Source organism: Novosphingobium sediminicola, assembly GCF_014196525.1.
GTDB classification, from domain to species: Bacteria; Pseudomonadota; Alphaproteobacteria; order Sphingomonadales; family Sphingomonadaceae; genus Novosphingobium; species Novosphingobium sediminicola.
Map to the genome: position 1 here is coordinate 157,473 of NZ_JACIDX010000005.1, position 14,041 is coordinate 171,513.

The following is a 14,041-nucleotide window of genomic DNA, read 5'->3' on the forward strand; positions in this document are numbered from 1 at the left end:
TCTCCATGCTAGGCGGCAGCTTCAATCAAGAGGCAAACATGACCGAATACAAGTCCGACCTGCTGCGCCTGCTCGACGAGCGGGGCTATATCCACCAGTTGACCGATGCCGCCGCGCTCGATGCGTTGGCCTGTAAGCAGGTGGTGCCGGGCTATATTGGCTTCGATCCCACGGCGCCATCGCTGCACGTGGGGTCGATGGTGCAGATCATGCTGCTGCGCCGTTTGCAGCAGGCCGGGCACAAGCCCATCGTTTTGATGGGCGGCGGTACGGGCAAGATCGGCGACCCGAGCTTTAAGGACGAAGCGCGCAAGCTGATGACTGACGAAGTCATCGCCGAAAATGTCGCCTCGATCCGCCGCGTCTTCAGCCGTTTCCTGACCTTTGGTGACGGGCCGAGCGATGCGGTGATGGTCGACAATGCCGAATGGCTCGACAAGCTCGGCTATATCTCGTTCCTGCGCGAGGTGGGCCAACATTTCAGCGTCAACCGGATGCTGTCCTTCGATTCGGTCAAAACTCGGCTGGATCGCGAACAGTCTTTGTCGTTCCTTGAATTCAACTATATGATTCTTCAAGGCTATGACTTCCGCGAATTGTCCAATCGCTATGGCTGCCGCCTCCAGATGGGCGGGTCGGACCAATGGGGCAATATCGTCAACGGCATCGAACTGGCCCGCCGCATGGACGGCGTGGAGGTGTTTGGCGTGACCACCCCGCTGCTCACCACCGCCGATGGGGCGAAGATGGGCAAATCGGTCAATGGCGCGGTGTGGCTCAATGATGATGCGCTGCCTGCCTATGACTTCTGGCAATATTGGCGCAACACCGACGACCGCGACGTGGGTCGCTTCCTCAAGCTGTTCACCGACCTGCCGCTCGATGAAATCGCCCGCCTCGAAGCCTTAGAGGGCAGCGAGATCAACGCCGCCAAGATCGTGCTGGCCAATGAGGTGACGAAGCTGGTGCGCGGCGAGGAAGCCGCCAAGGCCGCCGAAGCCACCGCCAGCGCCACTTTTGCCGGCGGCGGTCTGGGTGCGGATCTGCCGGTGTGGCATGTTCCGGCCGAGGGCTGCACGATCGTCGATGCGCTGGTCGGAATTGGATTTGCGGCGAGCCGAGGCGAAGCCAAGCGCCTGATCGCGGGCGGCGGGGCCAAGCTGGACGGCGCCGGCGTTAGTGATGAAAATCAGGTCATTAGCCTTGAAAGCGGGGAAATCCGCCTTTCTTCGGGCAAGAAAAAGCACGGAATTCTCAAGGCTCTGTAAGGCTCAAAGGGGGCGGCAAGCTCTTGCCGCCCCCACCGGCAGGTTCTTGCCATATTTACCATTTTTTCGCCATTTGTGTCCTAAAAGCATCTCCTCACATATATAACGCAGGAGATTGACACATGGCATCAGGGGCACAGCTTTCGGTTACCGAACTGCGCCGCGCCGCGCGCCATCCGGTCAGTTTTCGGGTGGTCGCAGAACACCGGCGCGAAGGCGATGTGATGCTCGACATCGCCAATATTTCGATCCACGGCTTTATGGTCGGTAACAAGGTAGAACTGGGACGCGGCGAGCGCGTGACGATCCGTTTGCCCGTGGTGGGCCGGATCGAGGCGCATCTCATCTGGTCCACTGATGACCGGTCGGGTTTTCAGTTCGAGCGCATCATCCGGCAGGATGATTTCACCAATATGATCACGGCCCTGCAGCCCAACCCGCGGCTGCGTCGATAAATTGGGCCGATAAATTAGATCGATGAAGATCAGGGGGACGAAAGGCAGATTTTTCGTTCCCCAAGCACTGTTATCTTGGCAATCGCCTTCGCACCTGCCACATCGGCGCGGTGATGGAGCCAACCAACCCTCTGCAAATCGCCGACTATCGCCGATTTTGGATCGCCCGTTTCCTCTCATGGCTGTCGGGCTCGGGCATGGTGGTCATCATCGGCTATCAGCTTTATGATCTGGCGCGCCAATCCTATGGGATGACCATTGCCCAGGCCTCCTTCATGCTGGGGGTGCTGGGCTTTGTGCAATTCGTGCCGATGTTCCTGCTCACGCCGGTTTCGGGCGTGGTGGCCGACCGGTTCGACCGGCGCAAGATCGGGGCGATTTCGGTCTCGGTCGATATGGCCATGGCGCTCACGCTGGCGATCGCCACATGGCAGGGCTGGCTCAGCCTGCCGCTGGTGCTGTTTCTGGGCATGGCGCATGGCACGGCACGGGTGTTTGTCGGCCCTTCGGTGGGGGCCATTGCGCCGATGATCGTGCCGCCGGCGCTCTTGCCCCGCGCGATTGCGATGAATTCCATGGCGATGCAGTCGGGTACGATTGCCGGGCCTGCCGTAGCCGGGCTGCTGTTTGGCTGGCATCCCTCGCTGTTTTACTGGATGGCCGCCACGTTGCTGTGCGTTTCGGCGCTGGCCTTGCTGACGATCCGCCCCCTGCCCGCCCATGCCGCCAATCGCGAGACCCATCCGATGCGCATGGCGTGGGAAGGGCTGAGTTTTGTGCGCGGCAATCCGTTCCTGCTGGGCTGCATCACGCTTGATCTGTTCGCGGTGCTGCTGGCGGGCGCTACGGCGCTGCTGCCGGTCTATGCGCGCGATATCCTGCATGTCGGGCCGACAGGTCTGGGCGAAATGCGCGCGGCCCCGGCGGTGGGCGCGGCGGTGCTGGGCATCCTGTTGTCAATCAAACCGCTGGAGCGACGGGTGGGCATCACCATGCTCGGCTCGGTCGCGCTGTTTGGCGCGGCCACGGCGGTGTTTGCCGTTTCCACCAATTATGCGTTGTCGCTGGCCATGCTGGCGGTGTTGGGCGCGGCCGATATGATCAGCATGTTCGTGCGCTCGACCTTGGTCCAGATGCATACGCCCGATGAAATGCGCGGGCGGGTTTCGGCGATTTCGGGCCTTGCCATCGGCGCCTCCAACGAATTGGGCGAGATGGAATCGGGCATTGCCGCATGGCTGCTGGGGGCGCAGGGTGCGGTGCTGTTTGGCGGCCTTGGCGCGGTGGCGGTGACGCTGATCTGGGCCTTTCTGTTTCCGCAAATCCGCAAAGCCAATCGCTTTACCCCCCAAGAGGATGACTAATCATGCTTGAGCCTGTTTCCTATCAGGATGGTGATGTTGCGCTGACCGGCTGGCTGGCCCGTCCGGCCGGAACGCCGCGCGCCGCGATCCTGATCTGGCCCACCATCGCCAATATCGGCCCCGCCATCGAGGCGCGCGCGCAGGCTTTGGCGCAGGAGGGCTATCTGGCCTTTGTCGGCGATTTTTATGGCGCGCCTGTCGCCAGTTTCGAGGCCTCCTTCCCGATGGCCGAGGCTTTGCGTGGGGATTGGGACCAGTATCGCACCCGCCTTCATGCCGCGCTTTCGGCATTGCGCACCCTGCCGGGTGCCGAAGGGCTCAAGGTCGGCGTGATCGGCTATTGCATGGGCGGTCAGGCTGCGCTCGAACTGGCGCGGGACGGGGCCGACATTGCCGCTGCCGTCAGCTTCCACGGCGTGTTCGGCACGCAAAAACCCGCCGCCCCCGGCGCGGTCAAGGCGCGCATTCTGGTGCTGCATGGCGATGCCGACCCGCTGGCACCGCGCAGCGCCGTCATCGGCCTGTGGGAGGAACTGGACGCCGCCGGGGCCAATTGGCATTTCCACGCCTATGCAGGCGTACGCCATGGCTTTACCGACCCCGACAGCGATGCGCGCGGCAAGGACTTTCTGGGCTATAACACCAGCGCCGACCGTCAGAGCTGGGCCGCGATGCTCAGCTTCTTTGACGAGATCTTCGCTTAACCTATCCGCGTCAGGGTGTCCCCATCCAGCTTGCGATAAAAGCAGCTGGGGGCACCCGTGTGGCAGGCCGGGCCTTCCGGCTTGCACAGCATGACCAGCGCGTCCTGATCACAATCGACGCGAATTTCCTGTACCCGCAGAAAATGGCCCGAGGTTTCGCCCTTGAGCCAAAGCCGCCCGCGCGAGCGCGAATGGAAATGGGCCAGCCCCGTCTCACGCGTCTTGTCCAGCGCCTGCACATCCATGAACGCCACCATCAGGATTTCCCGGCTGTCCGAATCGACCGCGATGGCCGTCAAAAGCCCCTGCGCATCGAAACGCGGCATAAAGGTGGAACCGGATTCGCGCTCGATATTCCCGGCGGACATACGTAAAACTTCCCGTTCAAGGCGCCCCAGCCCTCTGCGGCGCGCGGTGATGTTGCGCGATAACCACAACTGGGGGCGAAAATCCACACTTGCGATGATCGCCTCTTTATCTTTGGCCCGAAAAGTTGAAACAAATCGGTCACGGTCTTGAGGGAGATCGTATTGCCAGGCAGCGTAAAGCGCCACGGTTCAGGGAAATGCCAGCCAGCGCTGAAAGAGCGTTGCGCGGTAGAGAAGAGGGTTCAGGTGTGGTGGCCCATCAGGGGGGGACACCAGTTGCGCTGAGAAGCGTCGCCTATCAGTTTCGTCACGTTAACGCCCGGAGGTCTGACCTCCGGGCGTTTTCTTATGGCGGGTTTACGCCAGCTCCTCGCCATGCACGCGGGCGAAACAGGCCACGATCACCCGCACCGCGCCCGCCTGCTCCAACGCGGCGATACAGGCATTGGTGGTCGCCCCGCTGGTCAGCACATCGTCGGCCAGAATCACTTTTGCGCCATGCAGACGAGCCTTGCGGCCGGGATGGACATCAATTGCGCCGTTCAGCACCTTGGCCCGCTCCTGCGGCCCCAATCCGCCCAGCATCGGTGTTTTGCGCCGCCGCACCAGCGCATCGACCATCGGCTTTGCCCCGGTGTGCCGCGCGATCTCCTGCGTTAACAGGGCCGATTGGTTGAAGCCCCGCCCCCACAGCCGCCAGCGATGCAGCGGCACCGGCACCACCAGCCATCCCGGCCCTACATCCTGCGCCCTCAAACGCGCCGCCATCAGCCGCCCCATCAGCCCGGCCAGCGCCACCCGCCGCCCATGCTTGAGCGCGATCACCAATTGGCGCGAGGTGTCATTATAAAGCGTGGCCGCCGCGACCCCATGATGGCGCGGCGCCTCAACCACGCATGTGTGGCACAGCAGGCCATCCTCGGCATGCGAGGCGGCCGCGCTGCTCAAAGGGCGCTGGCACAGTTGGCACGAAGGATCGCCCGGCATCGCAAGGCCCGACCAGCAAGGCGCGCAAAGCCCGCCATGCGCGCTCACCCCTTCGCCGCACAAAGGGCAGCGCGGGGGAAACAGCAGGTCGAGAACGGGCGAAAGGCGGCTCATCGACAAAAGTCTAATGGCTGGTTTTGCCGGGGCAAGCACGAAGATCCTTGCAGGCGCGCGACGCAAAAGGCAGGACAGAGGCCATGAGTCAGCCTCCTCGCATTTTCGCGCCGCACCGCCGCCTTGCTGCCCGCCGTCGGGCCATAATCCTGCAAAATCAGCCTAATGCCGCGCATTACCTGCTCGACGATATGGTTGAGGATGTGCTGGAACGGCTCTCCTTTGTGCAGATGGTGCCGCAGCGGGCGCTGGTGGTTGGCGACTGGACCGGAGCGCTGGCGGCAAATCTGCGCGCACAGGGGGCCGAGGTGATTGAAGCCGATCCGGCGGGCCTGCGCGGGGCCATCGTGCTGGATGAGGAACAGCCCTATCTGCTGCGCGATTTCGATCTGATCGCCTCGCTCGGCACTCTGGATACGGTCAATGACCTGCCCGGCGCGCTGATCCATATGCGGCAGGCTTTGGCGCCGGGCGGGGTGATGATCGCCAGCTTTGCCGGGGCCGGGTCGCTGCCCGCGCTGCGCGCCATCATGATGGCCGCCGATGGGGACCGCCCCGCCGCCCGCATGCACCCGATGGTCGATGTGCGCGCGGGCGCCCAATTGCTGCAACGCGCCGGCTTTGCCGATCCGGTCAGCGATGGGCGCTCGGTCAAGGTGCGGTTCCGCTCGCTGGCGGGGCTGGTGGGCGATGTGAGGGCGCAAGGATGGAGCGGGGTTTTGACCCAGAACGGTCCCGCTGTGGGCGAGGCCGGCTATGCCCGCGCGCTGGTGGCGTTCGATGAACAGGCTGAGGATGGGCGTGTGACCGAGGTGTTTGAGATTTTGACGTTGAGTGGGTGGAGAAGGTGAAAGGGATAGGTGCGAGGGACTTGTCCCTCGCGCTCCCGTTAATGTCCGCGTTGCGGGTCGGGTTCGGCGTTTTGTGTCGGACGCGGGGTTGGAAAATAGAAAGCCTGCGGCGCCTTATTTAGCGCCGCAGGCTTTTATCGATTTGAACGTCTCAGATCAGGCGCACACCCCATTAATGGGATTGCCAAGGGACGAGTCCCTTGGCCCGCCGGAGGCAAAAGCCCCTTACCCCAAAGCCGCCTGCGCCGCCGCCAACCGAGCAATCGGCACACGGAAGGGCGAAGCCGAGACATAATCGAGGCCCGTCTTTTCGCAGAAAGCGATGGAGGCCGGATCGCCGCCATGCTCGCCGCAAATGCCCAGCTTGATGCCCGGCAGGGTCTTGCGCCCACGCTCGGCGGCCAGTTCGACAAGCTGCCCCACGCCCTCGACATCAAGGCTGACGAAGGGATCGCGCGCATAGATGCCCTGCTCGACATAGGCCGAGAGGAAGCGGGCCGCGTCATCGCGCGACACGCCCAGCGTGGTTTGCGTGAGGTCATTGGTGCCGAAGGAGAAGAACTTGGCCTCCTCGGCAATTTCGCCCGCCATCAGCGCCGCGCGCGGCAATTCGATCATCGTGCCGACGAGGTAATCCAGCACCTTGCCCTTTTCGGCAAAGACCTGCGCAGCGGTACGGTCCACCAGAGCCTTCAGGATCGAAAGCTCCTTCTTGGTCGCCACCAGCGGGATCATCACTTCGGGCACCACCGCCTCGCCGGAGGCCAGCGCCACATCAACGGCGGCCTCAAAGATCGCGCGCGCCTGCATCTCATAGATTTCCGGGAAGGTGATACCCAGACGGCACCCGCGATGGCCCAGCATCGGGTTGAATTCATGCAATTCGCCCGCACGGCGCTTCAAGGTTTCCACGCCGATGCCGATGGCATCCGACAGTTCGGCAAATTCCGCCTCGCCATGCGGCAGGAATTCGTGCAGCGGCGGATCGAGCAGGCGGATCGTGACCGGCAGGCCCGCCATGATCTCGAAGATCGCATGGAAATCGGCGCGCTGTTCGGGCAGCAACTTGGCCAGAGCAGCACGGCGACCGTCCTCGTCCTCGGCCAGGATCATCTGGCGCACGGCTGAAATGCGGCCCGCGTCGAAGAACATATGCTCGGTGCGGCACAGACCGATACCTTCGGCGCCAAAGCTGCGCGCGGTGCGGCAGTCCTCGGGCGTTTCGGCATTGGTGCGAACCTTCATGCGGCGATGCTTGTCGGCCCAGACCATCAGCGTGCCGAAATCGCCCACCAGTTCAGGCTCGATGGTCGGCACGGCGCCGCCCATGATGTCGCCCGTCGCGCCGTCCAGCGTGATGATGTCGCCTTCCTTCAGATCGCGCGTGCCGATCTTGAGGGTGCGGCTCTTCATGTCGATGCTGACGCTGCTGGCGCCCGAGACGCAGGGACGGCCCATGCCGCGCGCCACCACGGCTGCGTGGCTGGTCATGCCGCCGCGCGCGGTCAGGATGCCCTTGGCTGCGTGCATGCCGTGGATGTCTTCGGGGCTGGTTTCAACGCGCACGAGGATGACGCTGTCGCCGCGCTCGGCCCGTGCCTGCGCCGTTTCGGCGTCCAGCACGATCGCACCCGAGGCCGCGCCCGGCGAGGCAGGAAGTCCCTTGCCCAGATAGTCGCGCTCCGCCTTGGGGTCGAGCGTGGGGTGCAGCAACTGATCAAGCGCCATCGGATCAACGCGGCGAACCGCGCTGGCCTCGTCGATCAGGCCTTCGCCCACCATATCGACCGCCATCTTCAGCGCGGCCTTGGCCGTGCGCTTACCGCTTCGCGTTTGCAGCATCCACAGCTTATTGCGCTCGACGGTGAATTCGATGTCCTGCATGTCCTTGTAGTGCTTTTCCAGCAGTTCAAAGACAGCGGCCAGTTCGGTATAGGCCTCGGGCATCGCCTCTTCCATCGAAAGCGGCTTGGCCCCGGCACGTTCGCGGGCGAATTTGGTCAGGTACTGCGGCGTGCGGATGCCCGCCACCACGTCTTCGCCCTGCGCGTTCACCAGCCATTCGCCGTAATAGGCCTTCTCGCCGGTTGCCGGATCGCGGGTGAAGGCAACGCCGGTGGCCGAGGTGTCGCCCATATTGCCGAACACCATCGCCTGCACGTTGACCGCCGTGCCCCAGTCGCCCGGAATGTCGTTCAGACGGCGATAGACCTTGGCGCGCTCGCTCTCCCAACTGTCGAACACAGCGCCGATCGCGCCCCACATCTGCTCATGCACATCCTGCGGGAACGGGCGGCCCAGCGCCTTTTCGACGATGGCCTTGTACTCACCGACCAGAGCCTGCCAATGCTCGGCTTCCAGCTCAACATCGGCGTAGAAACCGTTGTCTTCCTTGACGATTTCCAGAGCGTCCTCGAACAGGTGATGGTCAATGCCCAGCACCACGTCGGAATACATCTGGATGAAGCGACGATAGGAATCCCACGCAAAACGCGGGTTGCCCGAACCCTGCGCCAGACCCTGCACCGTCTCGTCATTGAGGCCAAGGTTGAGCACCGTGTCCATCATGCCCGGCATCGAAACCCGCGCGCCCGAACGCACCGAGACCAGCAGCGGATTGGCCGTATCGCCAAACTTGCGGCCCGTGGAGCTTTCAACATGGGCCACGCCCGCAGCAACGCCGGCGCGCAGATCATCGTCAAAGCTCTTGCCATTCGCGTTATAGGTGGCGCAGACTTCGGTGCTGATCGTGAAGCCCGGCGGGACCGGCAGGCCGATCCCGGCCATTTCAGCCAGATTGGCGCCTTTGCCGCCGACAACGGTCTTGTCGCGGCTGCGCGGGTCGGTCGAATTGGCGCCACCACCGAAATAGAATACGTATGCAGACATGATTAGACCAAGCCTCCCAGAACGAATCGGCCTTTGTAGTTTCCCTGCCCCTAGCCTTCGATCCGTGAGAAGTCAGCCACTTTGTGCGTTGCAGCACGCAATTGCGACAAAAGGCCTAGGCGCGCGGAGCGGATCCCCTGATCTTCGGCATTTACAGTGACGTGGTTAAAGAACTCGTCAACCGCGCTGCGCAAGCTGGCCAAGGCCGCCATGGCACCGGTGAAATCCTCATCCACCACGGCCTTTTCGGCGCGCGGCGCCGCATCGGCCAGCGCCGCCATCAGCGCCGCTTCGGCGGGTTCGGGCGCAGGATTGGTGACATTGGCGTCCCAGCCCTTCTTCTCCTCGGCCTTGAGGATATTGGCCGCGCGCTTGTAACCGGCCAGCAGGTTGCGGCCGTCGTCGGTCTGCACAAACGCCTGCAACGCATGAACGCGGGCAAGCAGGCGCACGAGATCATCCTCGCCACCAAGCGCGAACACCGCGTCGATCAGATCGTGGCGAACGCCCGCTTCCTTTTGCTGGACCTTGAGGCGGTCGGCGAAGAAGGTAAGCAGGTCCTCGGCAGCGCCATTCACCGCCACACCCTGATCGCGATAGAGCCCCGCCGCAACCTCGAACAAGGGCAGCAAGTTCACACGGAGCCCGTTTTCCGTAATCAACCGGATCACGCCCAAAGCCGCACGGCGCAGCGCAAAGGGGTCCTTCGAACCGGTCGGCTTGAGATCAGCGCCAAAGAAGCCGACCAGCGCATCCACCTTGTCGATGATCGCGGTCAAGATCGCAGCACCCTCGCCCGGCAATTCGTCCGACTGGCCCGCAGGCTTGTAGTGATCGCGGATGGCGGCCACCACCGGCGCGGGCAGCCCTTCGGCGGCGGCGTAATAACCGCCCATGAGGCCCTGCAATTCGGGAAATTCGCCCACCATTTCGGTGACGAGATCGGCCTTGAGAATGGCGGCTGCGGCGCGGGCATGATCGACGCTGTCGGCCAGCGCGCCCTGAAACGCACCGGTCAGCGCGACAAAGCGCTCCTGACGCTGCGCCACCGTGCCCAGCTTCTCATGGAACGTAATCCGTTCCAACTTCTTCGCCTGAACCGCCAGCGGCGTCTTCAGATCCTGCTGCCAGAAGAAACGTGCATCGCTCAAACGCGCGGCCAGCACCTTGCGGTTGCCCGCGATGATGCCCTCGCCGCCGTCGATGGCGTCGATATTAGCGGTGCAGACGAAGGCATTGGCCAGCTTGCCCGAAGCATCTTCGCACACGAAATACTTCTGGTTCACGCGCGCGGTCAACTGGATCACCTCGGGCGGAACCTCAAGGAAAGCCTCGTCAAACCGGCCCAGCAAAGGCTGCGGCCATTCGGTCAGGCCCGCATTCTCGACCACCAGACCTTCGTCCTCAACCAAGGTCAGACCGGCGGCAGAGGCCGCCTCCCCGGCCTTGGCGCGGATGATGTCCTGACGCTCTTCGTGGTTCACCAGAACATGCGCCGCGCGCAGGTCATCGGCATAGCTGTCGGCATCGGCCACCGAAACCGCGCCGGTCGAATGGAAACGATGCCCCACCGTATCACGGCCCGACACGATCCCGCCAACCTCACAATCGACCACCACGCCATCGAGCAGCGCAACGATGCCCTGAAGCGGACGCACCCAGCGCAGGCTCTCGGTGGAAAGCGAAGCGGCACCCCAGCGCTGCGATTTGGGCCAGCTGAACCCGCGCACGATGCCCGGAATCGCCTCGGCCAGCACATCGGCGGTCGCGCGGCCCGGCTTTTCGGTCACGGCGAAGAACACGCCATCGCGCTCTTCCAATTGTTCGCGGGTCAGTCCCGTCTTGCGCAGAAACCCGGCCAGTGCCTGCTCCGGCGCCGAAGCCTTAGGCCCCTTCACTTCCTCACGCACCGCCTGCGTCGCCACCGGCAGCCCCCGCGCGATCAACGCCAGACGGCGCGGCGTCGACCACAGCGTCAGTTCACCAACCGCAACGCCCGCCGCCGCCATTTGGCCGCGAAACAGCTTTTCCAGTTCGGCCCGCGCGCCCGCCTGCATCCGCGCGGGAATTTCCTCGCTGCGCAGTTCAAGAAGGAAATCGCTCATTTCGTCCACCCCGGAAATTTCACGGCCCATTCGGCCTCGTTCTTCTCAATCCACGCTTCGCACGCGCCCTTGGCCAGATCGCGCACACGGCCGATATAGCTGGCGCGCTCCTGCACGGAAATCACGCCGCGCGCCTGAAGCAGGTTGAAGAGATGCGACGCCTCAATGGCTTGGTCGTAAGCGGCCAGCGGGATCTTCGCCTCGATGCAGCGCTTGGCCTCGGCCTCGGCATGGGCAAAGCCTTTGAACAATTGCTCGGTGTCGGCCACCTCGAAATTGTACTTCGACATTTCCTGCTCGTTCTTCAGGAACACGTCGCCATAGGTCACGCCCCTTTGACCATCTGGCGCATCGTTGAAACGCAGGTCGTAGACCCAGTCCACGCCCTGAATATACATGGCCAGACGTTCAAGCCCATAGGTCAGCTCGCCCGCAACCGGCTTGCAGTCAAACCCGCCGACCTGCTGGAAATAGGTGAACTGCGTCACCTCCATCCCATCGCACCAGACCTCCCAGCCCAGACCCCAGGCGCCCAGCGTCGGGCTTTCCCAGTCATCCTCGACAAAGCGGATGTCATGGGCCAGCGGATCCACGCCAATCGCGGCCAAGGATTGCAGATACAGTTCCTGCAAATTCTCCGGCGAAGGCTTGAGGATCACCTGATACTGATAATAATGCTGAAGGCGGTTCGGGTTTTCGCCATAGCGGCCATCGGTCGGGCGGCGGCTGGGCTGCACATAGGCGGCCTTCCACGGCTCCGGCCCCAGCGCGCGCAGGGTCGTGGCGGGGTGAAACGTACCCGCGCCCATGCGCATGTCATAGGGCTGAAGGATCGCACAACCCTGCTTGCTCCAGAAATCATGGAGGGTCAGGATCATGTCCTGAAAGCTCAGCGGCTTTTTGGCCAAAGGTGCTGTTTCGCTCATAGGGCCTGCCTTTGGCGTATGGCCTGCAACGGGTCAAGGGCGGCAAAACCCGTCACGCCCGCCAACACCCCCCGTTTTCCGCCGAAATTAACCCCTTGTTCGCTTATTAGCGCAATCGACAGGTGACACAGGATCTTTATAGGGGCCGCCATGTCGAAGGTCATTCTCCCCCGCTTCACGCGCATCATGGCTTATGCCTGCGCGCTTCTGGCCGCCGCGCTGGCGTTTGTCGCGCCCGCCGCCGCCAAGGTTCAACATCACCCCACCCCGGTCGCCAGCCAGAAACTGGCCAGCCCGCATATCGCCCGCCCCGCCTTGTGGAAGGTGCAGAGCGGCGAGACGGTGATCTATCTGTTCGGCACGGTCCACGCCCTGCCCGCCAATATCGACTGGTTCGACGGCGCGGTGGCACAGGCTTTTTCGGACTCCACTTCGCTGGTGACCGAAATTATCGAGAAAAAGCCGGAGGATATGCGCGCCATCGTGATGGATAAGGCGATGCTGCCGCAGGGCCAGAACCTGCGCGCCACGCTCTCGCCCTCCACGCGCAAGGCGCTGGAAAAAGCGCTGGCGGGTAATGGTCTGGCCCCGGCCATGTTCGACAGTTTCCGTCCTTGGTATGCCGCCGTGGCGCTCTCTACCCTGCCCTTGATGAAGTCGGGCTATGATCCGGCCAATGGGGTGGACGGGCGCCTTGTCAAAATGGCGCAGGAGCGCGGGATCGAGCATACGGCGCTCGAGACGCCCGAATATCAGCTTGGCCTGTTCGATTCGCTGCCCATCGCCTCGCAGCGCGGATATCTGCGTGAAGTGGCGATCAATTCACCCAAAATCACCACCGAACTGGGCGCGATGATCGCCGCGTGGAAGGTGGGCAATGCCGCCCGTCTGGCCAAACTGATCAACGCCGATCAGAGTGACCCCAAGCTGGCCGAGGCGCTGCTGCTGGGGCGCAACCGCAATTGGGCTGCATGGATCGGCCAACGCCTGACCAAGCCGGGTAAGGTGTTCATCGCGGTGGGCGCAGGCCATCTGGCCGGGCATGGCAGCGTGCAGGAACAACTGGCCAAGCAGGGCATCATCGCCACGCGGGTTCAGTAATGAAGCGGGGCTGGGCCGCCCTTGCCGCGCTCTCGCTGGCGGGCGGAGCGCTCTGGTATGGGCTGCATCGGCCTGAGGCGGTTCATCCGGCTCTATGGCAGGTGGAAGGCCCCGGCGGGCAAAAAGGCTGGCTGCTGGGCACGATCCACGCCCTGCCCCGTGCGGCGGATTGGCGCGAGGGCGCAGTGGCGGCGGCATGGGATGGGGCCGATACGATCATCGTGGAAATCGCCGCGCTCAATGACGATGCGGCCACGGCGCGGGCATTTCAATCGCTGGCCCATACGCCCGGCCTGCCCCCGCTGGATGCGCGTGTTGCCCCGCAAAATCGCGCCGCTCTGACCAAGGCTCTGACCGCCGCCCATGCCAAGCCCGCCGATTTTGCCGATACGGAAACCTGGGCCGCAGCCCTGATGCTGGCGCGCGAGGCGGCCACGGGCAACCCGGCCTATGGCATAGACCGCGCCGTTCTGGCCGAAGCCGGGGCCAAGCGGGTTGTCGAGCTGGAAGGCGCAGGCACGCAACTGGCGATCTTCGACCGCCTGCCCGAAAGCGCCCAGCGCCGCCTGCTGGACGAGGCCCTGTCGGACAATCAGCCCCCCGCCGATCTGGCCGCCGCATGGAAGAAGGGCGATGTCGCCACGCTGGCGCAGGAAACCAATCGCGGCATTCTGGCCGATCCGACCTTGCGTGAGGCGCTCTATAGCGGCCGCAACCGGGCATGGAGCGCCAAGATCGCCCAGAGCCTTGCCGGCGGCGCGCATCCCTTTGTGGCCGTTGGCGCGGCGCATATGGCCGGGCCTGACGGCCTGCCCGCCATGCTGGCCGCGCGCGGCTATCGCGTCACGCGGGTGCAATAGCATCCTTGCTTTTCGCCCGCTTTGCGCCTAAGGGCCGCCGCTTGCTCGG

At 63.7% G+C, this 14,041-nt stretch carries 12 protein-coding genes; 7 read left to right on the forward strand and 5 right to left on the reverse strand.

Features of this window, described 5'->3' with window-relative positions:
* The first annotated feature begins 38 nt into the window (after positions 1–38).
* The 4 genes from tyrS to GGR38_RS08140 all read left to right on the forward strand — a co-directional run bounded on the left by tyrS (position 39) and on the right by GGR38_RS08140 (position 3,791).
* Positions 39–1,268: a tyrosine--tRNA ligase gene (tyrS, locus tag GGR38_RS08125; protein WP_183624382.1), complete on the forward strand. Its 1,230-nt coding sequence runs from the start codon at positions 39–41 to the stop codon at positions 1,266–1,268.
* A gap of 122 nt (positions 1,269–1,390) precedes the next feature.
* Entirely contained in the window at positions 1,391–1,723 is a 333-nt protein-coding gene (locus tag GGR38_RS08130; protein WP_183624384.1) for a PilZ domain-containing protein, read from the forward strand.
* Between the two features lie 113 nt (positions 1,724–1,836).
* Positions 1,837–3,087 (forward strand): MFS transporter, encoded by a 1,251-nt coding sequence (locus tag GGR38_RS08135; RefSeq protein WP_183624386.1) that lies wholly within the window; start codon positions 1,837–1,839, stop codon positions 3,085–3,087.
* A gap of 2 nt (positions 3,088–3,089) precedes the next feature.
* Positions 3,090–3,791, forward strand: coding sequence for a dienelactone hydrolase family protein (locus GGR38_RS08140; RefSeq protein ID WP_183624388.1), 702 nt, complete (start codon positions 3,090–3,092; stop codon positions 3,789–3,791).
* Here the strand turns inward: GGR38_RS08140 and hisI are convergent.
* Entirely contained in the window at positions 3,788–4,159 is a 372-nt protein-coding gene (gene hisI, locus GGR38_RS08145) for a phosphoribosyl-AMP cyclohydrolase (RefSeq protein WP_183624592.1), read from the reverse strand. The two genes, GGR38_RS08140 and hisI, sit on opposite strands and share 4 nt — an antisense overlap.
* Before the next feature lie 357 nt (positions 4,160–4,516).
* Entirely contained in the window at positions 4,517–5,260 is a 744-nt protein-coding gene (locus tag GGR38_RS08150) for a ComF family protein (protein WP_246404343.1), read from the reverse strand.
* A gap of 83 nt (positions 5,261–5,343) precedes the next feature.
* Here GGR38_RS08150 and GGR38_RS08155 point away from each other — a divergent pair, with 83 nt between their 5' ends.
* The gene (locus GGR38_RS08155) at positions 5,344–6,111 is read left to right on the forward strand and encodes a methyltransferase domain-containing protein (RefSeq protein ID WP_183624390.1); all 768 of its coding nucleotides are present in this window, start codon (positions 5,344–5,346) and stop codon (positions 6,109–6,111) included.
* A gap of 225 nt (positions 6,112–6,336) precedes the next feature.
* On the opposite strand, the gene ppdK is transcribed toward GGR38_RS08155, so the two are convergent.
* Genes ppdK through GGR38_RS08170 form a run of 3 tightly spaced genes read right to left on the reverse strand, consistent with a single transcriptional unit; the run spans position 6,337 to position 12,031 of the window.
* Positions 6,337–9,000 carry a pyruvate, phosphate dikinase gene (gene ppdK / locus GGR38_RS08160; RefSeq protein WP_183624392.1) on the reverse strand — a complete coding sequence of 888 codons (2,664 nt, stop codon included), beginning with the start codon at positions 8,998–9,000 and terminating at the stop codon, positions 6,337–6,339.
* 50 nt (positions 9,001–9,050) lie between these two features.
* Complete coding sequence (gene glyS, locus GGR38_RS08165) at positions 9,051–11,105, reverse strand: glycine--tRNA ligase subunit beta (protein WP_183624394.1); 2,055 nt, start codon at positions 11,103–11,105, stop codon at positions 9,051–9,053.
* Positions 11,102–12,031 (reverse strand): glycine--tRNA ligase subunit alpha, encoded by a 930-nt coding sequence (locus GGR38_RS08170; protein WP_183624396.1) that lies wholly within the window; start codon positions 12,029–12,031, stop codon positions 11,102–11,104. The genes glyS and GGR38_RS08170 overlap by 4 nt, the downstream gene beginning before the upstream one ends.
* A 150-nt stretch (positions 12,032–12,181) precedes the next feature.
* Between GGR38_RS08170 and GGR38_RS08175 the strand changes: the two genes are divergently transcribed.
* Positions 12,182–13,132, forward strand: a complete 951-nt coding sequence (locus GGR38_RS08175; RefSeq protein WP_183624398.1) for a TraB/GumN family protein — start codon at positions 12,182–12,184, stop codon at positions 13,130–13,132.
* Positions 13,132–13,992, forward strand: coding sequence for a TraB/GumN family protein (locus GGR38_RS08180; protein WP_183624400.1), 861 nt, complete (start codon positions 13,132–13,134; stop codon positions 13,990–13,992). The genes GGR38_RS08175 and GGR38_RS08180 overlap by 1 nt, the downstream gene beginning before the upstream one ends.
* Positions 13,993–14,041 lie beyond the last annotated feature (49 nt).

Coding starts and splice junctions, on each gene's coding strand:
- GGR38_RS08135 (WP_183624386.1), top strand. CDS start 1,837: ATGGAGCCAACCAACCCTCTGCAAATCGCCGACTATCGCCGATTTTGG.
- GGR38_RS08140 (WP_183624388.1), top strand. CDS start 3,090: ATGCTTGAGCCTGTTTCCTATCAGGATGGTGATGTTGCGCTGACCGGC.
- ppdK (WP_183624392.1), bottom strand. CDS start 9,000: ATGTCTGCATACGTATTCTATTTCGGTGGTGGCGCCAATTCGACCGAC.
- GGR38_RS08130 (WP_183624384.1), top strand. CDS start 1,391: ATGGCATCAGGGGCACAGCTTTCGGTTACCGAACTGCGCCGCGCCGCG.
- tyrS (WP_183624382.1), top strand. CDS start 39: ATGACCGAATACAAGTCCGACCTGCTGCGCCTGCTCGACGAGCGGGGC.
- GGR38_RS08170 (WP_183624396.1), bottom strand. CDS start 12,031: ATGAGCGAAACAGCACCTTTGGCCAAAAAGCCGCTGAGCTTTCAGGAC.
- GGR38_RS08180 (WP_183624400.1), top strand. CDS start 13,132: ATGAAGCGGGGCTGGGCCGCCCTTGCCGCGCTCTCGCTGGCGGGCGGA.
- hisI (WP_183624592.1), bottom strand. CDS start 4,159: ATGTCCGCCGGGAATATCGAGCGCGAATCCGGTTCCACCTTTATGCCG.
- GGR38_RS08175 (WP_183624398.1), top strand. CDS start 12,182: ATGTCGAAGGTCATTCTCCCCCGCTTCACGCGCATCATGGCTTATGCC.
- GGR38_RS08155 (WP_183624390.1), top strand. CDS start 5,344: ATGAGTCAGCCTCCTCGCATTTTCGCGCCGCACCGCCGCCTTGCTGCC.
- glyS (WP_183624394.1), bottom strand. CDS start 11,105: ATGAGCGATTTCCTTCTTGAACTGCGCAGCGAGGAAATTCCCGCGCGG.
- GGR38_RS08150 (WP_246404343.1), bottom strand. CDS start 5,260: ATGAGCCGCCTTTCGCCCGTTCTCGACCTGCTGTTTCCCCCGCGCTGC.